We start from the raw sequence: 26,187 nt of genomic DNA on the forward strand, positions 1-26,187 counted from the left end.
CCCATGCGATGGGCTTACGGGTCTTTTGTGGTGTTTTGGGCCACAAGCGCTAGTCGAACATACCCAAATAGCTATCACTTGTATAGCAAAAACCATCCATCAGCAGAGCCTCCAGACCCGCCGCCACCGGCCATCACCCGCTCCATCTTTGACAGAATGCGTGCATGGTCACTGCCCCTTCCCCCTCCAGCATCGCCCCCAGCGCTCGGCCCGCCCAGTTCTGGCTCATGAAGTCCGAGCCGGACGAGTGCTCCATCGACGACGCTCTGGCCGCGCCCGGCGCGACTGTGCCCTGGACCGGCGTGCGCAACTACCAGGCCCGCAACTTCATGCGCGATGCGATGCAGGTGGGTGACGGCGTGCTGTTCTATCACTCCAGCTGCCCCGAGCCCGGCATTGCCGGTCTGGCCCGCGTGGCCAGCGGCACCCGCGCCGACCCCACCCAGTTCGACCCCGCATCGCCTTACCACGATCCCAAGTCCCCGGCAGACAACCCTCGCTGGCTGTTGCTGGACGTGCAGGCCGTTCGCAAGACGCGGCCGATCAGCCTGGCCGAGCTGCGCGCCCACCCGGCACTGGCGGACATGCGGGTGCTGCAAAAGGGCAGCCGCCTTTCGATCACGCCGGTGGAGGCGTCTGAGTGGGACTACATCACTGGGGTGCTGATGCAGGGCGACTGAAAGGTATTGGTGCAGTGGGGCCCAGGAAGGGTCACAAGCTGCGCTCGGCCGACACATGCCCCTTGTCGGCGTACATGGCCTGGTCCGCCGCACGCAGCAGCTCGAAGCTCGTGGTGCCGTCGCGGGGGTAAAGCGCCGTCCCCACGGCTGCTGACACACGGACCACGCGGCCCCCGCCCAGGTCAATGGGTTGTTCAATGGCCGCCATCACCCGGCTCAGCGCCTGGTCCACCTCGGCCGGGTCCTTCACGGCGGTGAGCACCAGCACAAATTCATCCCCCCCGATGCGGGCGGCCGTGTCGTTGCCCCGCACCTGCTCCAGCAGGCGGCGGCCAGTGATCTTGAGGACCTCGTCGCCCATGTCGTGCCCGTAGCGGTCATTGATGGGCTTGAAGCCGTTGAGGTCGAAATAACACACTGCTGCCTGGGTCTGGGTGCGGTCGCTCAGCGCAAAGGCCTGGGTCATGCGGTCGGCCAGCAGCAGCCGATTGGGCAGGTGGGTGAGCGCATCATGGAACGCGATGTGCTCCACCTGCTCCTGGTACTGCTTCATGGCCGTGATGTCCTGCATGAGCCACAGCGACTCGCCCTGCCCCTCCAGCAACACCCCGTTGACGTCGATCCACACGATCTCGCCCGTCACCTTGCGCATGCAGCGCTGCTGCCGATAGTGCTGGCCGGAGGCCAGCACCGCATAGGCGTCGCGGCCAAAGGCCAGAAAGTCTTCCTGGTCCACGTACATCTCTTCGGTTGTGCGCCCCTGCAGCGTGCCGGGCGCATAACCAAAGATGCGTTCCAGCGCAGGGTTGCGCCAGACGATGACGCGGTCCTTGACCTTGGCAATGCCGATCAGGTCGTTGTCCAGCATTGCCTGCTGCTCCAGGTTCAACGTGTGCAGTTGCTGGCGCGCGGCGTGCAGCTCGCTCACGTCGTACATGATGGAGCGGCTCATCACGTAGTCGCCCTGCGCATTGAGGATGGCGGTGGACGACACGCTCACCCGGCGCTGCTCACCGCCCCGGCCGCACAGGTTGAACTCCAGCGGCCCGATCTTGCCGTTCTGCAAGAACACCGGGAAACACGCGTTGAACAGTGCCTTGCCTTCGTCGTCAAAAAAGTCGGCCGGCCCCAGCTTGCCAATCACCTCCTCGCGCGGCAGGCCCAGCCATTGCAGGGTCAGCAGGTTCAGGTGCACGTACTTGCCTTGGCGGTCGAGCGCGTAGTACCCGCAGGGGGCGTGGTCATACAGGTCCTGGAACCGCTCGGAGGCCTGTGCCAGCTCGGCTTCGAGCTGGCGGCGCTCGGTCACGTCACGCCCTACCGACTGCCACTCCACCAACTGGCCGTCGTCGTCATACAGGGCCCGGTTGCTGAATTGGCACCAGCGGATAGCGCCATCGCCCGCCACCACGCGGTTTTCCACCACCACCACGGGCTGGGCGGGGCTGACACCCTGCAGCGCCCGCGTGACCATAGGCAGGTCGTCCGGGTGCACGATAGGCGCCCACACCTGGCCCACGACCTCGTCGCGGCGCAGGTGGAACAGCCGGCAGAACGCCTCGTTCACAAAGGTCATGCGGTTGCCGGCGTCAAACCGGCAAATCATCTCGGTCTGGTCCTCCAGGATGGAGAGGTACCGCTGCTCGCTCTGGTGCAGGGCCTGCGTGCGCTCGGCCACGCGCTGCTCCAGCTCGGCATTGGCGCTTTGCAGCGCGGCACGCCCCTCCAGCAGGCCTTGCGCCATGTTCTCCAGGGCCGAACGCAGGTGCTGAAACTCCAGCGTCTTCACATCGACGTGGAGTGCAGCCAGTTGCCCAGTGGCTTGCACCTCTTGGGCGGCCTGGGCCAGGCGCTCCAGCGGCTGGCTGAATCGCCGTGCCACCCAGTACGCCAGCCCGGCCAGGAGCGCCGCCATCAGCCCCAGCAACAGCGCCAGCAGGGTGTGCAGGCGGCTGATGGGCTGCAGGGCCATCTCCAGCGGCTGCCGCGTGACCAGCAGCCAGCCCAGGTCGGTGGCGGTCTGCGCGCGCACCGACACCACCGCCGTCAGGTACGGCTGCGGGGACGCACCGCCCCACGACATCACGCGGAAAGCGCCGGGCTCTGGCAGGATGGGCAAGGACGCACGGGGCTGATCCACCGCACCTTCGGTGTTGATCACGCCATCCTTGTTGACCAGCATCACCTCCAGCCCGTTCGCCAAGGGCGAGGCCGGGCTGGCGCGCTGGATGATGTCCTGCACCCAGGCCCAGTTCACATGGGCCGCAATGACGCCCTTGAAGGCCGAGTCCTGACCACGCACCGGCGAGGCATAGTCCATGAAGCGCAATTGCACCTGGCTGCCCGGCGCGCGCAGCAGCTTGTCCAGCAGCACCGCGTCGTGCGCATCGCCCACGTAGGGGCCCTGGCCGCCCGCGCCAAACCAGGGCCGCTGGGACACATCCTGGCCCTGCAGCAGATTGCCTGTGGCTACCTGCACCACGCCCTGGGTGTCGGTCACGCCGATCCATGAATAAAACGGGTACGACTGCCGGATCTGCTCCAGGTGGGCCTGCAGTTGCGGGTCGTAGCCCGAGCCCTGGGTCAACATCGGCAAGTGGCTCAGCAGAGAAATTTCGCGCTCGCGCTCTTGCATGCCCTGGGCCAGTGCCAGCGCAATGGGCTGGCTGGAGTTCATGAGCGACTGCCCGCTCAGGTCCGTGAGCTGGCGCGTCAGCAGCTCGTCGGCCAGCAAGCCCACCGCCAGGCCGGTAGCCACTGCAGTGCCGCCAAACAGCAGGGTTAGGCGCGCTCGCGTGGTGTGCAGCCAGCGGGACACGGAGGAAGTCAGACGCATGGAGTCGGGAAATGCAGGATTCAGAACGCCTCCATTCTGTCAGCGAACCCTGCGCCGCATACGCTGTGTGGCGCAAAGCAGCGCGGGGAGAAACCCGCATGCATGTCCTCTATGCTGGCGCCATGCACGCCACCAAAACCCTGCTCATCGTCTACCACTCCCACACCGGCGGCACCCGCCAGATGGTGGAGGCCGCCGTTGCCGGCGCCCAGGCGGGTGACAGCGGGGTGGAAGTGCGGCTCTTGCGTGCGCCCGAGGCCCAGATAGCCGATGTGCTGGCGGCCGATGGCTACCTGTTTGCCACGCCTGAAAACCTGGCGGCTGTCAGCGGGCTGCTCAAGGACTTTTTTGACCGCACCTACTACGGCGCACTCGACCAGATCAATGGCCGCCCCTATGCCAGCCTGGTCTGCGCTGGCAGCGACGGCACCAACGCCACCCGCCAGATCGCACGCATCGCCACTGGCTGGCGCCTGCGGGTGGTGGCAGACCCACTGATCGTATGCACCCAAGCGCAAACGCCCGAGGCCATCCTGGCCCCCAAGCAGATTGGCCCGGCCGACCTGGAGCGCTGCCGCGCGCTGGGTGAGGCCATGGCGGCGGGGCTGGGGATGGGGGTGTTTTAGAGCGGCTAACAAGACTCTTCTGGCGTCGTTGCTGTATCTTGTCGTACTGCTCGTACTGCCTGCGACACAGCGCCTAGCCAGAACCGGTTCGCTGAGTTTTTTCAGCCGCTCTTAGGCTGCCGTCGCCAGTTCAGGCGCTTGGTACACCAGCACCTTCAGCGCGCGCTGCAGGTCCACATCGGCAAACACGGGGGGATTGGTCACGCGCTCCACAAACCGCAGATCGGGCGCCAGCTCCTGCATCTGGTCCTGCAAAAAGTCCAGACCCAGCTCCGGCGCATTGAGGCACAGCAGCGCGTGGCCGCCGGGGGCCAGCAGGTCGGGCAGGCGGCGCATCAGGCGGGCGTAGTCCTTGGTGGCGACAAAGCTGCCCTTCTGGTAGCTGGGTGGGTCCACGATGACCAGGCCGTAGGGCCCACTGCGGTTGATCTTGCCCCAGCTGCTGAAGATGTCGTGCGGCAGGAAGGTGGCGCCCGAGGTGATGCCGTTGAGCTGGTGGTTCTGCTGCCCGATGCCAATGGCGCCATGGCTCATGTCCACATTGACCACCTGCTTGGCCCCCGCCTGTAACGCTACTACCGAAAACGCACAGGTGTAGGCAAACAGGTTCAGCACCTTAAGGCCGTAGCGGTCCTGGCTGCGCGCGGCAGCGTAGTCATGCACCCAGCGGCGGCCTGCGGCCATGTCCAGGAACAGGCCGTGGTTCTGGCCGCGCAGCACATGCACGCGGTAGCGCATGCCCGCTTCGGTGACCACATGCGGGTCGGGCACGGCGCCGGCCATCAGGCGCGTTTCGCTGCGCCCTTCGATGCGCAGCGCCTCGCCCCGGTGCTGGAAGACCCAGTTCAGCGGCTGGCCTTCGGGCGCAATATGCGACCAGCGTGCCTGCAGCGCAGCGCCGATGGCCTCCAGCTCGGCGTCGCTGGCTGGCGCAAAGCTGGTCAGCACCAGCACCGGCGGGTACGCGTCCAGCACCCACTGCTCGCAGCCCGGAAACAGCCCACCCCGACCGTGGAAGACGCGCTGGGCGTCGGTGGGCAGGGGCATGATGGCAATGGCGTCGAGCAGGGCTTGCATGGAGAAGAATGGCGGCAAAAAACAGTTTGAAAATCAAAACGGCACCAAGCGCTAGTAAATCGTGCCTGAGCAGCTATTGATTCAATAGCAATGCCGCATTATCGCCGCCGGCACTGGCGCTAACACCCACCAGCGACTGCGAATGCCATCGGCCTGCCTAGACCAGCGAATCGTCGCCAGGCAGCCCCTGCCGCCCTAGCCACTGCTTGCGCGATGTACGCAGCTTGAAGCGCTGGCGGTAGGCCCCTGGCGTCACCCCCGCCACGCGGGTGAACACCTTGCGAAAACTGCCCGTGTCGTTGTAGCCGCATTGCTGCGCCACATCGTCCACCGTCAGGTAGGTGGTCTGCAGCAGCGCCTGGGCCTGGGCCGTGCGCAGCCGGTGCAGGTAGTCCTGCGGTGTTTCGCCGTGCACCTGGGCAAACCAGCGCAGCAAGGTGCGCGGGCTGGTGGCGGCGGCCCGGGCCGTGGCCTGCAGGCTGTAGGGTTCGTTGCGGTGGTCCTGCAGCCAGCGCCGCGCCTGCTCCAGCGCGCCCGCCGCCAGGGGGTGGCCCGTAGGGGTCTCCATGGCGGTGGTGGCGGTCAGCTGGCGCTGGGGGTCGAACAGCAGCGCGTGCGATGCGGCCTGCGCCAGCTCGGCCGCCGGTGTCTGGGCCAGCAGGTCCAGCATCGCCGCCAGGGTGTCTTGCAGCGAGGCCGTGGTCCACAGGGCGCCATCGCGCTGCCAGGTTCGCTCCCGCTGCCAGATCACTTCCGCCACATCGGCAGTCTTGGCGCCGCTCTCGCTGGACTGCAGCACGATGGACGGTGCAAACACCCAGGGCAACGCCGCCTTGCGCCCCGCCAGCAGGCCACAGTGCGCCAGCAGGCTGGACCCGTTGAAAAGCGCCGCCACCAGCCCGCCCCGCTGCAGGTGGCCCCGCAGCATGGCGCCAAAGTGCTGGCTGTAGCGTTGACTGATCTCGCGCAATTGCGGCCCGGTGGGGACCAGCCAGCCGGGGATGACGACCACATCCAGTGCATCAGGACCCAGGTCTGCGCCGGGCACCGGCGGCGGTGTGGCATCGCGCTCCTGCGGCACGCGCAGCCAGAACCAGCGCACCACAGGCTGCGCGCCCCCGGGGCGCATCGCCGCCAGCATGTTCATGGCGCGCAGGGCGTCCACTGCAGCGGCGGCGGTGCTGGCAATGCTGCCGTGCCCCCAGAGGATGCCCACGTTCAGGCAGGACGGCAGTGCAGTTTTGGCAGTAGGCATGGTGGCGATCTTGCCACCCTTTGTGGCCAAACAACCACCGCCTTGCAGTGTTACCGGGCAGTAGCATGACCGTGCGACGACAGCGCCCCGCAGCCATTGCCTGCGTTGCGGGCCCACACAAACGGAGACACCCACCTATGCACGAACCCTCAACCCACCGCAGCCTTTCCATGGCCCTGACCACCCTGGCTGCAGCCTGCACCGCCCTCTTCCTGGCGGGCTGCACCAGCCAGCCAGGCGCTGCAGGCACAGACCGCAGCGTGACCATTGAGCGCACCGCCTACGGCATTCCGCACATCACCGCGAACGACCCCGAATCCCTGGCCTACGGCGTGGCGTACGCCTACGCGCAAGACAACGTCTGCATGACGGCCGACCAGCTCGTCACAGCACGCGGCCAGCGCAGCAGCACCTTCGGCGCGCAGACCATCGGGCTGCTGGGCCGCCGCTACATCCCCAACGCGCAGATCGACCTGTTCATGGCCGCCCACATGGACGACGCCATGCTGGAGCGCGCCTGGGCCCAGACCAGTTCCGAAACGCAGGCCCTGGCGCGCGGCTATGTGGCGGGCTACAACCGGTTTCTGGCCGACAACGCCGCCACCCTGCCCGAGGCCTGCCGGGGCAAGCCGTGGGTACAACCCATGACCATGGCCCAGTACCGCCGCATGGCCGAGGTGGTGGCCGTGCAGGCCGGCATCGCCGCGCTGGCCGACGGCATGCTGGGCGCCCAGCCCCCTGCCACCAAGGCGGCGCAGGCACCCGCCGCTGACGTGAACCTGGCCGATGCTGCCCAGGCGCTGCGCGATGTGGGCCTGCTCGACTCGCCCCTGGGCTCCAACGCCTGGGCCTTTGGCAAGGACGTGACGGCCAACGGCAGCGGCATGCTGCTGGGCAACCCGCACTTTCCGTGGAGCGGCCCCAACCGCTTCTATGAAATGCACCTCACCATCCCCGGCCAGATGGACGTGATGGGCGTAGGCATCGGCACCTACCCCATGGTGTCCATCGGCTTCAACAAGGACGTTGCCTGGTCGCACACGGTATCCACCGGCAAGCGCTTTACGTTCTACGAAGTGACGCTGGCCGAAGGCGACCCCACCACCTATCTGGTGGACGGCAAGCCCGAGAAGATGACCGCCCGCAAGATCAGCGCCCAGATCCCCGGCCCGGACGGCAAGCTGCAGACGCAAGAGCACACCGTGTGGTCCACCCGCTGGGGCCCGCTGGTGGTGGTGCCCCGCGCGGGCCTGACCTGGAACGCCAAGACCGCCTACGCCCTGCGCGACGCCAATACCGGCAACACCCGCATGATGGATGCAGCCCTGGCCTTTGCGCGTGCGCGCTCGGTGCAGGACTTGCACAAGGCCCACGCCAACCTGGGCCTGCCCTGGGTGAATACCCTGGCGGCGGACCGCAGCGGCCAGACCATGTATGCCGACGTGAGCGTGGTGCCCGATGTGGACGCCGCCCAACTCGCCCGTTGCGCCCCCAGCCAGCCCGCCGCCGCACTGCGCGCTGCAGCCAGCCTGGTGGTGCTGAACGGATCACGCGCCGAGTGCGACTGGCGCCGCGACAGCGCATCGCCCGTGCCGGGACTCATCCCCATCGGCCGCATGCCGGTGGCCTTCCGCACAGACTGGGTGCATAACAGCAACGACAGCTTTGTCTACACCCACCCCGGCCAGAAGTTTGACGGCATCTCGCCCCTGGTGGGCGACGCCAGCCTGACCCGGCCACGCACCCGCGCCGGTCTGGCGGAGATTCCTGAAATGCTCAGCCGGGGCAAGGTCACGCTGCAGGCCATCCAGGGCCAGTTGTTCGAGAACCGCAACTTCATGGCACAAGTGGTGGTGCCCGACCTGCTGGCCGCCTGCGACAAGGCGCCCACGGCCGAATCGCGCGACGGCTGCGCGGCCCTGAAAGGCTGGGACCGCCGCAGCAACGTCGATGCCCGCGGCGCCCATGTGTTCCGCGAGTTCTGGCGCACCGCGCGCAACATCCCCGGCGTGCACCGCGTGCCCTTCGACCCTGCGCAACCCGTGGCCACCCCGGCAGGCCTGAAGATGGATGACGCCACCACCGCCGCAAAGGTGTGGGAGGCGCTGGACGGCGCCGTCAAGGCCATCCGCACCAGCGGCTACACGCTCGACGCCACGCTGGGCAGCGTGCAGCGCCCCGCCATCACCGAAGAAGCGATTGCACTGCACGGCGGCGAGGAGTTTGAAGGCGTGCTCAACAACCTGGGCCGCCAGGAGCCCGCGCCCATCAACAAGGCAGGCTTGCGCATCGACTACGGCACCAGCTATGTGCAGACCGTGACCTTCGACGCCAGGGGCCCAGTGGCCCAGGCCATCCTGACCTATGGCCAGTCCACCAACCCCGCGTCGCCCCACGCCAACGACCAGATGCGCGAGTTCTCGGCCAAGCGCTGGCACACCCTGCCCTTCCACCGCGACGATGTGGTGAAGGCGCGCGTGGGCGAGCCGCTGCGGCTGGTACGGCCTTGAGCGCCTGCGAGCACTGCGCCTTTTTTACAGGGCGGTGCCTCGCAGGTGCAAGGCCACATGCTGCAGCAGCATGATGGTCTTGCCGTCCTGGATCGTGCCGTTGGCAATGCCGGCCAGGGCGTCGGCCAGCGGCATCTCGATCACCTCGATGTCCTCGCCCTCTCCCTCCAGGCCGCCGCCGCTGCGGATGCGGTCGCCGGGTTCGTATTCGGCCACGAAAAAGTGCAGCTTTTCCGTCACCGAGCCAGGGCTCATGTAGGCCTCGAACACCTTGCACGGCTGGCGCACGCGGTAGCCGGTTTCTTCCTCGGCCTCGCGGCGGATGCAGGTTTCGGGGTCGTCACCGTCGAGCAGGCCCGCGCAGGTCTCGATCAGCAGGCCGTCAGCGCAACCGTTGAGAAAGGCGGGTAGCCGGAACTGGCGCGTCAGCACCACGGTGCTGCGACGCGGGTCGAACAACAGCAGTGCGGCACCATTGCCCCGGTCATAAGCCTCGCGGCTCATCGTCTGCCATTGGCCATCGCGCCTGCGCAGCGAGCAGGTGACCTTGCGCAGCACATACCAGTTATCGGAGAGCACCTGGACGTCCAGCAGCTTCACATGCTCGGTGCGGGCGTTCAGCTCGGCGATGGGGACATCGGGCACGGGGCGGCTCATGCGAGGCTCCCTTTTGGCTGGCTTGGCTGGCTTGGGTGGCGACACACGGCGGGCGCCTGCGGGAAGGCAGTGGGGTCTGGTGGTAAGCGCATGGTTTTGACAAGATTGATTTGCGCAATATCATGCACAAACATGCAAATTCGTGCAATCACCGGATTTAACCCTTCATGCTGACCATCCAACGCAAACAGCTCCTGCTCGCTCGACTTCAGCAGGACGGCCAGATCGTGGCCAAAGCCTTCAGCGAGGAGCTGGGCATCTCGGAAGACACCGTGCGGCGCGACCTGCGCGAGCTGGCAGATGAGGGCCGCTTGCAGCGTGTGCATGGCGGCGCCCTGCCCGCCTCGGCCGCTGTGGGCAGTCTGCAAGTGCGTGAGCAGCTGGCCCCCGAAGACAAACGCGCCCTGGGCCGCACCGGGGCCGCGCTGGTGCTGCCCGGCCAGGTGGTGATCCTGGACGGGGGCACCACATCGCTGCAGGTGGTGCAGCACCTGCCGCTGGACTTGCGCGCCACCGTGGTCACGCACAGCCCCACCGTGGCGGTGGCGCTGGCGGGGCATGCGCAGGTGGAGGTGCTGATGCTGGGCGGGCGCTTGTTCCGCCACTCCATGGTGAATGTGGGCGCCAGCGTGGTCGAGGCCGCCGCCCAGTTGCGGGCCGACCTGTACCTGATGGGTGTGACCGGCGTGCATGCCCAGGCTGGCCTGACCACGGGAGACTTTGAGGAAGCCGCTGTCAAGCGCGCCCTGCACCAGCGGGCGGCAGAGACGGTGGTACTGGCTTCGCTTGACAAGCTGGGCACAGCATCGCCGTTCAGCGTGGCCCCCTTGCGCGAACTTGCCGCATTGGTGGTGCCTGCCGCCACGCCCCAGGCGCTGCGCAAAAAGCTGCAGGCCGGTGGGGCCAAGGTAGAGATTGCTGCAGGCTGATCCTGCAATCAGGCAATCAGGCAGTAGCGGTGCCCGCGCCCTGGCGCAGGTGCGCGACCAGGGCTGCGGCAAAGCCCGTCAGCACCGCGCCCTTGCGCACGCAGATTTGCAAGTCGCGCTGCGCCCACGGTTCGTCCAGCTCCACCAGCACCGGCGGCTCGCTCAGGCCCGCCACCTGCAAGGCCGCGCCCCGGGGCACCAGGCCGATACCCACGCCCGCGCCCACCATGCGGCACACGGCTTCAAAGCTGCGCACCTGAATGCGCACATCCAGATGCCGCCCCAGCGCGGCGGCGGCATTGGTCGTGAAGGTGTGGATGGCCGAGCCCGCGTGCAGCATCACAAAGGCCTGGTCCAGCACCTCGGCAAAGCCCACCCGGCCGCACGCCGCCAGCGCATGGCCTGCGGGCACGATGAGCACCAGGCGGTCCTGCCGGTACGGCGACAGCTCGACCCCAGCGCCTGTGCCACTGTCTGCCAGCACGCCCACCTCGATCTCGCCGCTGGCCACGGCCACCACAATTTCGGCGCTGGTGCGCTCTTCCAGGCTCACGCTGACATGGGGGTGCCGCTTGAGAAAGCCCGCCAGGTCATCCGGCAAAAAGGTGTGGGTGGCATGCGTGTTGGCCCACAGGCTCACATGGCCGCGAATGCCGGTGGCAAAGGGGGAGAGGTTGGCATGCATTTGCTCGATGCTGGCCAGCACCTGGCGGGCGTTGCGCAGCAGGGCCTCGCCCGCGCGGGTCAGCGCCACGCCGCGCGTCTGGCGCTCAAACAGCGAGGTGTTCAGCGCCTCCTCCAGCCGCCGCAGCCGGTGGCTGGCCGACGACGGCGCCAGGTAGGCACGCGCGGCGCCGCGTGTGAGGTTGCGCTCTTCGGCAATGGCGACAAACAGGCGCAGGTCGGTGAGGTCGTAGTTCAAAGCGGGCCCCTGGCGTTCGTCATTAACGAACGCATGGTTGCTGGATCAGCAATTGTGCCTTGCAGCATTCAAAGGCAGGATGCCAGCCTTCCCGATACAAAGTATGCAAATCGTTCGGCCAAACCGCACGAAACGCGCAAACCTACTCCATGCCCTGGAAAAACTGGTCTTCCGAACGCCTTGGTCTCGCCCTCGCCATCCTCGCGGCGCTGGGTTTCTCGTTCAAAGCCATCTTTGTGAAGCTGGCCTATGCCGTGCCCCAGGCGGCACCGGTGGATTCCGTCACCCTGCTGTGCCTGCGCATGGCGTTTTCGGTGCCCGTGTTCGCCTGGGTGGGCTGGCGCGCCAGCCGCAACCTGGCCCCGCTGGCGGGGCGCGACTGGCTGGCCATCGTGGCACTGGGCCTGCTGGGCTACTACGGCGCGAGCATTCTCGACTTCATCGGCCTGCAGTACATCACCGCCAGCCTGGAGCGGCTGATCCTCTTCACCTACCCCACGCTCACCATCGTGATCGGTGTGCTGTTCATGGGCAAGCGGGCCTCTCGCCGGGAGCTGGGTGCGCTGTTGTTGTCCTACGCGGGCATTGGCTTGGCCTTTGCGCACGACCTGCATGTGGCGGGCGATTCGCACGCCGTGTTGGTGGGCGCAGGGTTTGTGTTTGGCTCGGCCGTGTCGTATGCGTTCTACCAGGCAGGCAGCGAGCCCGCCATACGCCGCATGGGCGCGGCGCGCTTCACGGCGCTGGCGATGCTGGTCTCCACGGGCGCTACGCTGCTGCATTTTGTGGTGTCGCAACCTGCGGGTGCGCTGGTGCAGCCCGCGCCGGTCTACCTGCATGCGCTGGGCATGGCCGTGTTCTCCACCGTGTTGCCCGTGTTCATGACCTCGGCCGCCATCCGCCGCATCGGTGCCTCTAAGACCGCGCTGATTGGCACGCTGGGGCCTATCCTCACGATCTTTTTTGGCGTCTGGCTGCTGGATGAACCGTTGACCTGGTGGCAGATGGGTGGTGCGGTGCTGGTGCTCGCGGGGGTGATGCTGATCAGCAAAATCAGCATACGGCCGGGCTTCATGGGGTTGATGGACAGGACTTTTCTGCTCTACAAAAAGTAGTACAGCACTCGTCTCCCACGATCTGCCGATACACTGCGCTCCAGCGCCCGATACCAGACGTGGACGCAAAAAAGCCCGCACGGAGCGGGCTTTGAGCCGAAGGCGAAAACCTGTTCAGGCACGCGGAATTGGCGCACCCGAGTTCACACACAGCGCCATGTTCAGCGCCTTGATCGCAGTCTTATAGTCCTCGCGTTCGATCACGAACTGCATGTTCACCTGGCGCAGTGTCTGGGACACGCAATTCACGTTGACCCGCGCATCGGCCAGCGCCTGCGCGGCCTTGGCCAGCACGCCAGGGATGCCGATGTTGGAGCCAATGGTGCACACGATTGCGCTAGGCTTGATCGTCACGACCTGGTAGTCCTTCTGCAGCTCGGCCACCAGCTCGGGTGTGACCTGGTTGTCCCACACCAGATGGGCGATGGAGTTGGCGTTGGTGGCCTTAAGGATGTAGCTCACATCGTGCTTGCAGAACACGTTCATCAGGCCCGCATCAAAGCCCACGGTACCCACCATGCTGGGGTCGTGGATCTCGATCAGCGTGACCTTGTCGGTGCCCGTGACGATCTCCACGCGCGCGCGCTCGCCCACGAAGTCCTTGGTGATCAGAGTGCCTGGGTGGTCGGGCTCAAAGGTGTTCTTCAGGCGGATCGGGATGCCTGCAAGCTCCATGGGCTTGGCGGCCTTGGGGTGGATGGCCTCCATGCCCACGTCGGCCAGCTGGTCGGCCACGTCGTAGTTGGTGGCGCCCACCACGATGGCGTTTTCCAGGCCCACCAGGTTGGGGTCGGCGGACGACAGGTGAAATTCCTTGTGGATCACGGCCTCGGCGGGGCGCACTTCCACGGCGATCTTGCTGAAGGTGACCTCGGAGTAGCCCCGGTCAAACTCGCGCATGATGCCTTCGGTGCCCTTGGTGTAGCCCGTGGCCACCACCACCTTGTCGCTCAGGTCCAGGCCCTTGAAGCTGTTGGCAATGCGCTCGTCAATCGTCCAGGCTTCGTTGTCGTCAAAACCGGCCAGGTCCATCAGCAGGGCATTGACGCCATTGGCCTTGAGGATCTCGACAGAGTTGAACGCGCTGTGCGACTCGCCAATCGAGGCCAGCACTTCGCGCGCCGCGAGCAACACGTCCTTGCGGCTCAAATAGCCGCTGGCCAGCACGTGCTGCATGGCGTTCAGATATTCGCGTGCCTGGGCAATGCGCTGGTCAATAAAGGCATCGGCCACATCCAGCGGCAGGCCCAGGTCGGCATAGCCTGCGTTGAGCTTTTTAAGGCTGGCAGCCAGTTGCGTCAAAGCATCCTGGTAACCCTTGCCTTCGGCAAACAGGGCATAGATGCCGCGCTCACCCGTCTTCTTGTGCTCCAGCAACTGGTTCGTCACGCCCGAGTAGGCGGACACCACATAGATCCGGCCGTTAATGCGCTTGGGGTCGTGCAGCACGATGTGGCGCAACACATCGCCAAAGGCGGTCATGGAGGTGCCGCCGATTTTCTCGACAGAGATCTTGGAGGAGTGGACGTCTGACATGGACAGGCTCAGGGGAGCAAAAGGGTTAGAAGGCCGGGCGGATCTGCTGCCACGGGCATGTGGCGACAAACCCGGTATTTTCCATCACTTTTGTGAGGGCTCCTTGAGCCACCCCAACGGCTGCCCTGCAGCGCGGCCCCACGGCGATGGGGGACGAACCGGCGACTACGGCAGTAGCTTCAAGCCCAGCTCATTCAAAAATTCGTTGTGCTTGGCCTTTGCTGCGACAACTGCCTTCTCAATGTCCACCAATTGCTGATGCGTGTCGTCCAGATCAATCTCAGCCTCGCCCACCGCCGTGCTGATGTAGCGCGAGATGTTCAGGTTGAAATCATTCTTCTCAATCTCCGCCATCTCCACCCGGCGTGAATAGCGGGCTTCTTCCTCGCGGAACTGGTAGGTCTTGATGATCTTGGCAATGTGCTCATCGGTGAGCTGGTTCTGGCGCTTGCCTTTGACGAAATGCTCTGCGGCATTGATGAACAGCACGTCATCCGGCTTCTTGCACTTCTTCAGCACAAGGATGCACACCGGAATACCGGTCGAATAGAACAGGTTGGATGGCAAACCAATCACCGTGTCGATGTGCCCGTCCAACAGCAGCTTTTTGCGAATGCGCTCCTCTGCTCCACCCCGAAACAGCACCCCATGCGGCAGGATGATGGCCATCACGCCCTCGTCTTTGAGGAAGTGAAAGCCGTGCAGCAAAAAGGCAAAGTCGGCGGCGGACTTGGGCGCGAGGCCGTGGCTTTTGAAGCGCACATCGTCCGCCATGGCCTCGCCCGGCTCCCAGCGGTAGCTGAATGGCGGGTTGGCCACGATGGCATCGAACGCGGGCTTTTTGGCCGGGTTCGGCTCGCGCAGCATGTCCCAGTCGTTGGCCAGCGTATCGCCGTGGAAGATTTCAAACTCCGTGTCCTTCACCCCGTGCAGCAGCATGTTCATGCGCGCCAGGTTGTAGGTGGTGATGTTCTTCTCTTGCCCGTAAATCTTGCCAATGCCATGCGGCCCCATGCGCTTGCGCACGTTCAAAAGCAGCGAACCCGAGCCACAGGCAAAGTCCATCACGCTATCGAGCCGCTGCCGCGCGCCCGTGCGCGGCTCCTGGCTGTCCAGCGTGACGATGGCCGAGAGGATGTCCGAGATCTGCTGCGGCGTATAAAACTCGCCCGCCTTCTTGCCCGAGCCCGCCGCAAACTGGCCAATCAGATACTCATACGCATCGCCCAGCGCGTCCATCTCCTTGGAGAATTCCGCCAGTCCGTCGGCGATCTTCTGAATGATGGCGCACAGCTTGGCATTGCGCTCCGTGTAGTTTTTGCCCAGCTTGGGCGAGGCCAAGTCGATTTCCGAGAACAAGCCCTGAAACGTGCTCTGAAACGATTCGGTCTCGATGTATTTGAAACCTGCCTGCAAGGTGCGCAGCAACTCGGCATCTTGCGTCCGGGCCATGTTGGCAATGCTGCTCCACAGGTGCTGCGGCTCAATCACGTAATGCACCTTGCGGCGCATCTGCTTTTCAAACTCGGGCACATCGGCCAGGTTGCCTTCGTACCAAAGCTGCAAGGGGGTCGATACCGAACTGTCGATCTGTGCGGGGTAGTCGCTGCCCAGTTCCTTCTTGGCCGCCGCCTCGTAGTTGTCCGACAGATAGCGCAAAAACAGAAACGACAGCATGTAGTCGCGGAAATCGTCCGCGTCCATGGCCCCTCGCAGTTGGTCGGCAATGGCCCACAGGGTTTTGCCCAACTTGGTTTGGTTTTGTTCAGTCATTTTTTAGGGCGATTTTTGATGGTGTTTGCCAGCGCCTTGAGTTCAGCTTCATCCTGGGCATCCGCAGCACGCGCTTCTTCAGCCTTTCGGCGCTGGTCAAAGTCCAGATACAGCGGTTCCAGCTTTTGCTCCATGCGGGAGTGGCTGACGGTGCCTGCCCCGCTGAGCAACGGGAACCCGTTGGACACGATGATCTGCCCCACGTTCTCGCGCCAGAATCCCATGCTGGTCAAGGTTTGCCGCTTGGCGCGCAGCTCTGCCGTTTCCAGAAAGATCACCACCAGCCGGTTCAGGGTGTCCACCTCGTCTTCGGTCAGGTAATTTTTGGCGACCACAATGTCCTGCTTGCGCACCTGGGTGCCCTTCCAGGTCAGCAGGCCGAAATGCTGGTCGGCAGGGTTGGCGCGGCTCACGATGAGTTCTGCCGCCGTCTTTTGCGTCACCGCATACAGCAGCAGGTTTTGCACCGTGGCAAAAAAGGTCTGCGTGGCTTCATCCGATTTGTCGTAGTCTGCCGCCAGGGCAAACAGGTCGCGCACCTTTTGGTAGAAGCGCTTTTCCGAAGCCCGAATGTCCCGGATGCGCGCCAGCATCTCGTCAAAGTAGTCCGGGCGGCCGTCGGGGTTCTTCAGCCGCTCGTCGTCCAGCACAAAGCCCTTGACCAGATACTCCTTGAGCACCGTGGACGCCCAGCGGCGGAACTGCACGCCACGCGGCGAGCGCACGCGGTAGCCCACGGCCAGGATGGCGTCGAGGTTGTAGAGCGTGACAGGCCGCTGCACCTGGCGCGTGCCCTCGGTTTGAACTGTCAAGGATTCCTTGATAGTTGCCGCCGAGTCCAATTCGCCGTCCTCAAAGATGTTTTTGAGGTGCAGCGAGATGTTTTGCTTGGTGGCGTCAAACAGTTCGGCCATCTCTAACTGGGTGAGCCAAACCGTACCTAGGTCAGCGCGCAGTTGGATCTGGCTCTTGCCATCGTCGGTGGTGTAGAGGATGAGTTGCATCATGATCAACTCATTCATACATTAAATTTGTACTTATCAAGCAGCTTGTCCAAAACATCTCTGAAAACCGTTTGGACTGCAGGAGGCATCAAGTCGCTTTGATAGTAGTAAGCATCTTTGTGCGAGAGTGAATTGATGGTGTTCGCTGCACTTTCAGCATCTGCCACTCCGATCTGAGTCAGCACAAACCCAATATTCCCCCGCCCCAAGAAGGAAGCAACGTTTTCTAGCACCTGTCGCAACATCACGATGTGATGCGCATACAGCTCGCTTCGACTGGCCTCAACCAGTAATTGCAGAACATGCAAGTGAAAGAGAAAAACGCCGTTCCTCGGCGTATCCAAAGAAAGTGCGTCTCCATTTTTTGTGAGGATGCACAACTTCGTCAGATTTTTATAGCGGTCGCTCTTGCTGCCCTTGGTGAGGCGATCCGCCAATATTGAAAATAGTCCAATGTGATGGGTCGTAACAACCACCCTCTTTTTGAGATAGTGGGTCTCGACAAGTTGAAAAATGGACTCGGCAGTAACGTAAATATTGTGCTCATCCAAGCTGGAAACGGGATCATCGATGAAGATGTGTGCATCTTGTTCGTTCGCCCAACCGTCGACGTCCAGCAAAGCCAAGAAAAAGCACCAAACAAAAATTCGCTCTTCTCCGCGCGATATCTTTATTGGTCGCTTATCGGTCTCATTTATGAAAAACCTGATAGACTCAATACCATTTTCCAAATTCTGGTGAGCCACGAGTTCAAAAATGTATTTCGGCGCATACATTGCCAGCTTGTCTAGAACAGCTTCACGGTTTTCATACAAAAAACTATGGAATTGGTTCAGGCTGCTTTGGCGTATTGTTAACTTTATGTCTGCGCCATCATTTTCTTCATCGTTATCCCAAACAAACAGGTCTTCACTGAACGCGTTGTAGTACACGCCAGCATGCCGTCCATTGTTGGATTTTTTAGTTTCATCTTTATATGCAACTGAAAGTCTTGTTTTTCCGGTCGCATTAAACGCATAAACAATGACAATATTCTCGTCCGACTCATTGATTTGCTTGGCTATCTCGTTGATGCTCATAGTGGCGCCTCGTCCAAAACGGGAAACAGCTGTTTCATCAATCCCTTCTTGTGGGTCTTGAGGGTTTCGAGTTCTTGGGCGGCGGCGGTGATGAGGGTGTCGAGGGAGGTGAGGCAGTCGGCAATGCGCTGTTGCTCCAATTCTTCCACCGGATAAAAAAATGGAAATTCACGAATAAGCGCTTGGCTCAGGTTCTCTTGTCCACCGCTGTTGCTGAGCTTCCTCAATTCGTCATACCTACCAGCCAAGTTGGAAAAAACGAAATACGGATTTATGCCGTTTTTGGGAAGAACAGCAGCGCATGCTTGATTGGTTGTGGCCTCAACGCCTAACAAAGCAACTTGACCGCGCGTTTTCCCTTGCCCATACATCGCAATCAAAACGGTTCCTTTCGGCAAAAGTTTGGCAGAGGAGTTTTTTAGGCCCACTTGGCTGATGTATTCCCCTGCACTAGTGATGACCTCAAAATTCACCAAGGATGTAGTGATCCAAGGAATATCTCCATCCCAATAGCTGGCCTCGGAGCGGTTTGGGGTGCCTCCAGACGTAGTCTCAAAAATAGCCCCTAGCGGGCCACACTCCCACTCCCCTGCATCCCGAAATTCAGGAAACCGCAGACGCGGTTGGGTTTCGCCTTCGCGGGGGAAAAGCTTCTGCATCAGCCCTTTTTTATGGGTCTTGAGCGCATCCACTTTGCGGGCTTGCGCGGCGATCAGTTCGTCCAAGGAACTCAGGCAGTCGGCAATTTTTTGTTGTTCGGCGACCGATGTGTCACCTGACGGAACTGGAACAGGCAGTGCCATCAAATCACTGTCATTGATGCTCAGAGAGCCGTGCGCCCGAGCACCCACCTGAATGAACTTGCGCAGCCAGCGACCGTGTAGGTTGTCGGCAAACTGGTAGTTCAGAAAGCGTACATCTGGCGACTCACCATTGATACGAAAGCAGGTGAAGATGCTGTTCGGGACTGCGGCCAGATCAGTGCCCGAGTACAAGGCGAGGAAACCTTCGGGATACTCCTTTGTAGCGCTCTTGTTGTAGGCAAATTCGTTGGGTTGCAAGAGCAAGTAGTTTTTATATGAGTCGCCAGCGATCACGCGACCAAACTTTTCCTCTTGGCTCACTAGGCCTACGCCCGACGTGATACTCATCGGCACACAAACGCTTTTACCGACCTTTTGCGTGCTGATGGTCGCTACCGTACCAAGCTGCTCTGTCGTCCACGCTCCAGCACTTTGAAACTCAGGAAACCGCAGCTTAGGCACCAGCGCAGCCTTATCCACATTACTCATACGCACTCAACCCCGAAATATCCCGCCCCTGCGCGCGCTTTTGCAGCAACGGCACCAGCTCTTTCATCAGCGCCGTTTCTGCCTGCGCCCTGGCCTTCCAGCCCAAGTCCAGCGGGGCCATCAAATCGCTCAGCGCCTCGCCATCAAAAATCATGCGCTGCAAGATGCCGTCCACAAAGGTTTGCAGCGCAGCGGGGGCCAGTTGGTGACGGGTGGCAATGTCGGAAAGCTCGGCGCTGTCTTTTTCCTTCTTGAATTTTGTGTAGCCCTCGCGGATGGCGACCTCGCTCAGGCCCTCGCCGGGTTTCAAGGTGTGGATGTAGGCGGCGATGTCTTCACGCTCGTTCATGAATTTGGCGTCGGACAGGATCAAGCCCAGCAGCTCGTCTCTGGTCATCTTTTGTTTGCCGCCGCCCTGCAGCCCCTGCTGTGAGAAGCGCGACATGAGGCCCATGATGTAGTCGTAGTCGATCACGCTGCTGGCAAACAGCACAAATTCAAAGTCGAGCTGATCTACTGCATCGGTTGCTGCGCCGCCCTGCCCTTCGCTGCCTTTGTCGTGCTGGGCTTGTTGGGCTTTGAGGCGCTGGGCAGTTTCAAGGTAGGCACCGCGAAAGGCTTGCAGCTGCTCGGCGGGCAGGATGTGGTCGATGGCGGTGGCGTTGTCTGCCGTCAAGTCGGTGTATTGGTCTAGCTGGGTTTTCAGGCGCTGCACTTCTTTGAAGTTTTGCATGAAGGCGGCGCGGGCGTCGTCGCCCTTGAGGCTGTGCACGGCCTCGGGGGTGCAAGCCAGGCCTTGGCTTTGCATGAAGTCGGCCAGCTTTTGCACGGCGGCGTCCAGCTTTTGGATGACGACCGGGGCTTTGTCTACCAGCCAGATCTCGCGCGCTTGGTCGCCCGTTTTTTCGCCGGAGAACAGGGCAATGGCGGCATCGACATTGGCTTGCTGTTGGCGAAAGTCGAGGATGTTGCCATAGGGCTTGGTGCCGTTGAGCACGCGGTTGGTGCGCGAAAACGCCTGGATCAAGCCGTGGTGCTTGAGGTTTTTGTCCACGTACAGGGTGTTGAGGTATTTGCTGTCAAACCCGGTGAGCAGCATGTCCACCACGATGGTGATGTCGATTTTGTGGTGCGGGGCCGCCGGAAAGGCCTTGCGCAGGTCAGCGTCGGGCCACTGGTGGTCTTTGATGCGCTTTTGTACGTCCTGGTAGTACAGGTCGAACTCGCTGATGGAGTGGTTGGTGCCGTAGCGGGCGTTGTAGCTAGCCAAAATGGCTTTGAGAGCGGCTTTTTTGCCCTCGGGGTCTACCTGGTTGTCTGCTTTTTCTTGGGGCAGGTCTTCTTGGATTTGCCGCACATCGGCATCGCCCTCCGCCGGGGGCGAGAACACGCAGGCGATATTGAGCGGCACAAAGGCAGGGTCTGCGGCCTGCTTGGCTTGCTGAATCTCGTCAAACAGGCGGTGGTATTCAATGGCGTCGTTGATGCTGGCCGTGGCCAGCACGGCGTTGAAGCGGCGGTGGGCGGTGGCGGTGTCGTGCTTGGCCAAAATGGCTTCGATCACGGCCTTTTTGGCCAGGGCCTCGCCGGGCTTGGGTGGGTTTTTGCCCTCGGGCTTGTAGTAGTCCACATGGAAGCGCAGCACGTTGGCGTCTTCAATGGCGTGGGTGATGGTGTAGGCGTGGAGTTGTTTTTGAAACAGGTCTTCCGTGGTCTTCATGGAGGCCTGTTCGTCCTCAATCTGCGTGCGGCTGGAGTTGGCCTCAAAAATGGGCGTGCCGGTAAAGCCAAACAGTTGGGCCTTGGGGAAGAACTCTTTGATGGCCTGGTGGTTGTCGCCAAACTGCGAGCGGTGGCATTCGTCAAAGATGAAGACGATGCGCTTGTTGGCCAGCGGTGCCAGTTGCTCTTTGTAGGTGGCTTTGCCGTCTTTCTTTTGCTGCTTGTTGCGCTTGCTGTTTTCGTCCAGCGCCAGGCCCAGCTTTTGGATGGTGGTGACGATGACCTTGTCGGCATAGTCGTCAGACAGCAGGCGGCGCACCAGCGTGGCAGTGTTGGTGTTTTCTTCTACGCAGCCTTCTTGAAAGCGGTTGAATTCCTCGCGGGTCTGGCGGTCCAGGTCTTTGCGGTCCACCACAAAGAGGCATTTCTCTACATCGGGGTTGTCTTTGAGCAGGGTGGACGCCTTGAAGGACGTGAGCGTTTTGCCGCTGCCCGTGGTGTGCCAGATGTAGCCGTTGCCGTTGTTTTGGGCAATGCATTCGACGATGCGTTTGACGGCGTAGACCTGGTAGGGCCGCATCATCAACAGCTTTTGCTCTGACGCCACCAGCACCATGTAGCGGCTGATGGTTTGGCCCAGGGTGCATTTGCCTAGGAACTTGTCGGCAAACTCATCGAGCTGGGTGATCTTTTTGTTGAGCTCGTCCGCAAACTGGTAGATGGGCAAAAACCGCTCGTCCGCATTGAACGCAAAGTGCCGGGCGTTGTTGTTGGTGAAGTAGTAGGTGTTGGTGCGGTTGCTGACGATGAAGAGCTGCAAAAAGCTCAGCAGCGTTTTGGTGTAGCCGTTGCCGGGGTCGTTTTTGTAGTCAACGATTTGCTCCATGGCCCGGCGGGGGTTGATGGTGAGCGTTTTCAGCTCCACCTGCACGCACGGCACGCCGTTGATGAGGATGAGCACGTCGTACCGGTGGTGGCTGTTGTCGGTGTTGATGCGCAGTTGGTTGACCACCTCGAAGGTGTTTTTGCACCAGTCTTTGAGGTTGACCAGGGTGTAGTTCAGCGGCGTACCGTCTTCGCGGGTGAAGGCGTTGATGCTGCGCAAGGTTTTGGCGGCGGTGAAGACATCGGGGGTGACGATGTCGTCCAGCAGGCGGGCAAATTCGCCATCGGTCAGGTGGACGCGGTTCAGGGCCTCGAACTTTTCGCGAAAGTTGCGCTCCAGCGCGGTGCGGTCGCGGATGTCAGGGCGGTATTCGTACTTGAGGCCCTGGAGCTTGCCAATAAAGCCGTATTCAATCTGCTCCTCTTTGACAGCGGGGCTGGGTGTAACGGGTGCCGGGGCGTAGCTGGAAGTGGATGGAGGCATAGTGGAGCAATAGCAGTGTCGAACTGGGCTACTTACTGGGCCAATTTTGTGGCTGACAGGGGTGCCCTGCAGTTTCAATGCACCTGCGATTGTGACGGGTTCGCGCAGGGGACCTATGGATATTGTCGCAATGCCAAATGCCGCAATATTCTAGAAAGAAAAAAGCCGCGCAGTCCTTACAGAACTTGCGCGGCCAGCTACTGAATCAGTAGCATTTTCAATGGCTCATAGCCTCACTTCTTCTGCGGCGGCACGTCCGTGCAGCTGCCGTGCGCAATCTCCGCCGCCATGCCGATGCTCTCGCCCAGCGTGGGGTGCGGGTGAATGGTCTTGCCGATGTCCACGGCGTCGGCGCCCATCTCGATGGCCAGGGCGATCTCACCGATCATGTCGCCCGCATGCGTGCCGACCATGCCGCCGCCAAGGATCTTGCCGTGGCCATGGGCCTCTGGCGAGTCGTCGAACAGCAACTTGGTGACGCCTTCGTCGCGACCGTTGGCAATGGCGCGGCCGGAGGCCGTCCAGGGGAAAAGGCCCTTCTTGACCTTGATGCCTTGCGCCTTGGCCTGGTCTTCAGTCAGGCCCACCCAGGCCACTTCGGGGTCGGTGTAGGCCACGCTAGGGATCACACGGGCATTGAAGGCGGCGGATGCCAGCTCCTTGTTGCCTTGCAGTTCGCCAGCGATGACTTCCGCCGCCACGTGGGCCTCGTGCACCGCCTTGTGCGCCAGCATGGGCTGGCCCACGATGTCGCCGATGGCGAAGATGTGCGGTACGTTGGTGCGCATCTGGATGTCGACGTTGATGAAGCCACGGTCGGTGACGGCGACGCCGGCCTTTTCGGCCGCGATCTTCTTGCCGTTGGGCGTGCGGCCCACGGCCTGCAGCACCAGGTCGTACACCTGCGGCTCGGGGGCGGTGCCGCCCTCTTCCGCTGGTGCGAAGGTGACCTTGATGCCTTCGGGTGTGGCTTCAGCACCGACGGTTTTGGTCTTCAACATGATGTTGTCGAAGCGCTTGGCGTTCATCTTCTGCCAGATCTTGACCAGGTCGCGGTCAGCGCCTTGCATCAGGCCGTCCATCATTTCCACCACGTCCAGGCGCGCGCCCAGGGTGCTGTAGACGGTGCCCATTTCCAGGCCGATGATGCCGCCGCCCAGGATGAGCATGCGCTTGGGCACTTCCTTCAGCGCCAGGGCGCCGGTGGAATCGACCACGCGCGGGTCGTTGGGCATGAAGGGCAGGCGCACGGCCTGGCTACCGGCGGCGATGATGGCCCTCTTGAAGGCGATGACCTTCTTCGTGCCCGTCTTCTCCTGGCCGGTGCCGGTGGTCTCTTCCACTTCAAGGTGGTTGGCGCCGACAAAAGCACCGTAGCCACGCACGGTGGTCACCTTGCGCATCTTGGCCATGGCGGCCAGGCCGCCGGTCAGCTTGCCGATGACTTTCTCTTTGTGGCCGCGCAGCTTGTCGATGTTGACCACGGGGGCGCCAAAGTCCACACCCAGGTCAGCCATGTGACTGACTTCGTCCATGACGGCTGCCACGTGCAGCAGCGCCTTGGAGGGGATGCAGCCCACGTTCAGGCACACGCCACCCAGGGTGGCGTAGCGCTCGACGATGACGACCTTGAGGCCCAGGTCGGCCGCGCGGAAGGCGGCGCTGTAGCCGCCAGGGCCGCCGCCGAGCACGAGCACGTCGCAGTCCAGATCAGCGGAGCCAGCAAAGCTGGATGCTACTGGGTTGATAGCTTCCGGCACATTATTTACCTGCGCTACAGCCGGTTTCTTCTCTGAAGCTGCAGGCGCTGGGGATGCGGCAGGTGCTGGCGCTGCCGCGCCTGCGCCCTGCACTTCCAGCGTCAGCACTACCGAGCCTTCAGCGACCTTATCGCCGAGCTTGACCTTCAGTTCCTTCACAACCCCAGCATGGCTGGAGGGGATCTCCATGGAAGCCTTGTCGGACTCCACGGTGATCAGGCTCTGCTCGGCCTTGATGGTGTCGCCGGGCTTGACCAGCACTTCGATGATGGCCACTTCGGCGAAGTCGCCGATGTCGGGCACCTTGATGTCGATGATTGCCATGGTGTGTCTTGCCCTTCCGTTACATCACGATGCGGCGGAAGTCCGCCAGCAGCGAGGCAAAGTACACGTTGAAGCGTGCGGCAGCGGCGCCGTCGATCACGCGGTGGTCCCAGCTCAGGCTCAGGGGCAGCATGAGGCGCGGGGCGAACTGCTTGCCGTCCCACTTGGGTTCGATGCTGCTCTTGCACACGCCCATGATGGCGACTTCAGGCGCGTTGATGATGGGCGTGAAGTAACGCCCGCCAATGCCGCCCAGCGAGCTGATGGAGAAGCAGCCACCGGTCATGTCGGCCGGGCCGAGCTTGCCGTCGCGCGCCTTCTTGGCCAGGTCGCCCATCTCTTGGCTGATCTGCACGATGCCCTTTTGGTCGGCGTCGCGGATGACGGGCACGACGAGGCCGTTGGGCGTGTCGGCCGCAAAGCCGATGTGGAAGTAGTTCTTCAGCACCAGCTGGTCGCCGTCGAGCGAACTGTTGAACTCGGGGAACTTCTTGAGTGCGGCCACGGCGGCCTTGATCATGAAGGCGAGCATGGTGACCTTGACGCCACTCTTCTCGTTCTCCTTGTTGAACTGCACGCGGAAAGCTTCGAGGTCAGTGATGTCCGCGTCGTCGTGGTTCGTGACATGCGGGATGACGACCCAGTTGCGGTGCAGGTTGGCGCCGCTGATCTTCTTGATGCGCGAGAGATCCTTGCGCTCCACCGGGCCGAACTTGGTGAAGTCCACCTTGGGCCAGGGCAGCAGGTCCAGACCCACGCCGGAGCCACCGGCTGCTGCCGAAGGCGCCTTGGCCGCCTGGGCCTTGGTCTGCACGGCGCCTGCCATCACTTGCTTGGTGAAGGCAGCCACGTCGTCTTGCGTGATGCGGCCCTTGGGGCCGGTGCCCTTGACTTCGTCGATGGGCACGCCCAGTTCACGGGCGAACTTGCGCACGGAGGGAGAGGCATGGGGCAGGCCTGCGGTCGGAGTACCGGGCTGGTGGGCGGGAACAGGCACCGAGGCAGTGGCAGCGGCAGGTGCTGCAGCGGCAGCCACAGAAGGGGCGGCAACGGGTACAGGTGCCGGTGCAGCGGCCGCAACGGGTGCGGGGGCTGCTGCCGGGGCCGCTGCGGTGGCAGCGCCTTCGAGCACAGCGACCAGATCACCGATGTTGACGGTATCACCGATCTTGACCTTGAGCTCCTTGAGCACGCCCGCGGCGGGCGATGGGATCTCCATGGAGGCCTTGTCGGATTCGACGGTGAACAAGGATTGCTCGACCTTGATGGTGTCACCGACCTTGACCAGCATCTCGATGACGGCCACGTCCTTGAAGTCGCCGATGTCGGGCACGCGCACTTCGACCGGGCCTGCAGCCGCAGGGGCACCAGCAGCAGCAGCCGCCGCCGGTGCTGGTGCCGCCACTGGGGCGGGCGCGGGAGCAGCTGCGGCAGGAGCCGGTGCAGCGGCCGGAGCTGCCGCAGCGCCTGCGTCAGCGGACTCCACCACAGCAATCACAGAGCCCTGCTTGACCTTGTCGCCCAGTGCGATCTTGAGTTCCTTGACCACGCCCGCATGGCTCGATGGGATCTCCATCGATGCCTTGTCGGATTCGACGGTGATGAGCGACTGCTCGGCCTTCACGGTGTCGCCCACCTTGACCAGCAGCTCGATCACGCCCACTTCGTCGAAGTCCCCGATGTCCGGGACTTGAATGTTGACCAATGCCATTGTTCTGTCT

The 26,187-nt window shown here is 62.7% G+C and carries 18 protein-coding genes; 5 read left to right on the forward strand and 13 right to left on the reverse strand.

Features of this window, described 5'->3' with window-relative positions; all coding sequences use genetic code 11:
- Positions 1–164 precede the first annotated feature (164 nt).
- A complete protein-coding gene (locus tag ACODSU_RS04750; RefSeq protein ID WP_488840493.1) occupies positions 165–680 on the forward strand; it encodes an EVE domain-containing protein in 516 nt (171 codons plus the stop codon).
- Between the two features lie 31 nt (positions 681–711).
- Here ACODSU_RS04750 and ACODSU_RS04755 read toward each other — a convergent pair whose 3' ends face one another.
- Positions 712–3,516 (reverse strand): PAS domain S-box protein, encoded by a 2,805-nt coding sequence (locus ACODSU_RS04755; RefSeq protein ID WP_488840494.1) that lies wholly within the window; start codon positions 3,514–3,516, stop codon positions 712–714.
- A 122-nt stretch (positions 3,517–3,638) separates the two neighbouring features.
- Here ACODSU_RS04755 and ACODSU_RS04760 point away from each other — a divergent pair, with 122 nt between their 5' ends.
- Positions 3,639–4,142, forward strand: a complete 504-nt coding sequence (locus ACODSU_RS04760; RefSeq protein WP_488840554.1) for a flavodoxin family protein — start codon at positions 3,639–3,641, stop codon at positions 4,140–4,142.
- 111 nt (positions 4,143–4,253) lie between these two features.
- Here ACODSU_RS04760 and ACODSU_RS04765 read toward each other — a convergent pair whose 3' ends face one another.
- Together ACODSU_RS04765 and ACODSU_RS04770 are read right to left on the reverse strand one after the other, a co-directional pair.
- Positions 4,254–5,219, reverse strand: a complete 966-nt coding sequence (locus ACODSU_RS04765) for a class I SAM-dependent methyltransferase (RefSeq protein ID WP_488840496.1) — start codon at positions 5,217–5,219, stop codon at positions 4,254–4,256.
- A 157-nt stretch (positions 5,220–5,376) separates the two neighbouring features.
- Entirely contained in the window at positions 5,377–6,474 is a 1,098-nt protein-coding gene (locus tag ACODSU_RS04770; RefSeq protein ID WP_488840498.1) for a GlxA family transcriptional regulator, read from the reverse strand.
- 170 nt (positions 6,475–6,644) lie between these two features.
- Here ACODSU_RS04770 and ACODSU_RS04775 point away from each other — a divergent pair, with 170 nt between their 5' ends.
- Positions 6,645–8,984, forward strand: coding sequence for a penicillin acylase family protein (locus ACODSU_RS04775; protein ID WP_488840499.1), 2,340 nt, complete (start codon positions 6,645–6,647; stop codon positions 8,982–8,984).
- Positions 8,985–9,008: 24 nt separating this feature from the next.
- Here the strand turns inward: ACODSU_RS04775 and ACODSU_RS04780 are convergent, their stop codons facing one another.
- The gene (locus ACODSU_RS04780) at positions 9,009–9,641 is read right to left on the reverse strand and encodes an NUDIX domain-containing protein (RefSeq protein WP_015014015.1); all 633 of its coding nucleotides are present in this window, start codon (positions 9,639–9,641) and stop codon (positions 9,009–9,011) included.
- A 167-nt stretch (positions 9,642–9,808) separates the two neighbouring features.
- Here ACODSU_RS04780 and ACODSU_RS04785 point away from each other — a divergent pair, with 167 nt between their 5' ends.
- A complete protein-coding gene (locus tag ACODSU_RS04785; protein ID WP_488840501.1) occupies positions 9,809–10,570 on the forward strand; it encodes a DeoR/GlpR family DNA-binding transcription regulator in 762 nt (253 codons plus the stop codon).
- Positions 10,571–10,586: 16 nt separating this feature from the next.
- Here ACODSU_RS04785 and ACODSU_RS04790 read toward each other — a convergent pair whose 3' ends face one another.
- Positions 10,587–11,492: a LysR substrate-binding domain-containing protein gene (locus tag ACODSU_RS04790; RefSeq protein WP_015014013.1), complete on the reverse strand. Its 906-nt coding sequence runs from the start codon at positions 11,490–11,492 to the stop codon at positions 10,587–10,589.
- Positions 11,493–11,641: 149 nt separating this feature from the next.
- Between ACODSU_RS04790 and ACODSU_RS04795 the strand changes: the two genes are divergently transcribed.
- Positions 11,642–12,607 (forward strand): DMT family transporter, encoded by a 966-nt coding sequence (locus tag ACODSU_RS04795; protein ID WP_488840503.1) that lies wholly within the window; start codon positions 11,642–11,644, stop codon positions 12,605–12,607.
- A 114-nt stretch (positions 12,608–12,721) separates the two neighbouring features.
- Here ACODSU_RS04795 and ACODSU_RS04800 read toward each other — a convergent pair whose 3' ends face one another.
- From ACODSU_RS04800 to aceF, 8 genes are all read right to left on the reverse strand, one after another.
- The gene (locus tag ACODSU_RS04800) at positions 12,722–14,143 is read right to left on the reverse strand and encodes an aspartate kinase (RefSeq protein WP_488840504.1); all 1,422 of its coding nucleotides are present in this window, start codon (positions 14,141–14,143) and stop codon (positions 12,722–12,724) included.
- A gap of 165 nt (positions 14,144–14,308) precedes the next feature.
- A complete protein-coding gene (locus ACODSU_RS04805; protein ID WP_488840506.1) occupies positions 14,309–15,916 on the reverse strand; it encodes a type I restriction-modification system subunit M in 1,608 nt (535 codons plus the stop codon).
- A complete protein-coding gene (locus tag ACODSU_RS04810; RefSeq protein WP_488840508.1) occupies positions 15,913–16,923 on the reverse strand; it encodes a virulence RhuM family protein in 1,011 nt (336 codons plus the stop codon). Before ACODSU_RS04810 ends, ACODSU_RS04805 begins: the two co-directional genes overlap by 4 nt.
- A gap of 11 nt (positions 16,924–16,934) precedes the next feature.
- A complete protein-coding gene (locus ACODSU_RS04815) occupies positions 16,935–17,999 on the reverse strand; it encodes an AAA family ATPase (protein WP_488840510.1) in 1,065 nt (354 codons plus the stop codon).
- A complete protein-coding gene (locus tag ACODSU_RS04820; protein WP_488840512.1) occupies positions 17,996–19,291 on the reverse strand; it encodes a restriction endonuclease subunit S in 1,296 nt (431 codons plus the stop codon). The genes ACODSU_RS04815 and ACODSU_RS04820 overlap by 4 nt, the downstream gene beginning before the upstream one ends.
- Entirely contained in the window at positions 19,284–22,382 is a 3,099-nt protein-coding gene (locus tag ACODSU_RS04825) for a type I restriction endonuclease subunit R (RefSeq protein WP_488840515.1), read from the reverse strand. The genes ACODSU_RS04820 and ACODSU_RS04825 overlap by 8 nt, the downstream gene beginning before the upstream one ends.
- 233 nt (positions 22,383–22,615) lie before the next feature.
- A complete protein-coding gene (gene lpdA, locus ACODSU_RS04830) occupies positions 22,616–24,466 on the reverse strand; it encodes a dihydrolipoyl dehydrogenase (protein WP_488840517.1) in 1,851 nt (616 codons plus the stop codon).
- A 19-nt stretch (positions 24,467–24,485) separates the two neighbouring features.
- Positions 24,486–26,177, reverse strand: a complete 1,692-nt coding sequence (aceF, locus tag ACODSU_RS04835) for a dihydrolipoyllysine-residue acetyltransferase (RefSeq protein WP_488840519.1) — start codon at positions 26,175–26,177, stop codon at positions 24,486–24,488.
- Between the last annotated feature and the right edge of the window lie 10 nt (positions 26,178–26,187).

This window comes from Acidovorax sp. FG48, from assembly GCF_057809085.1.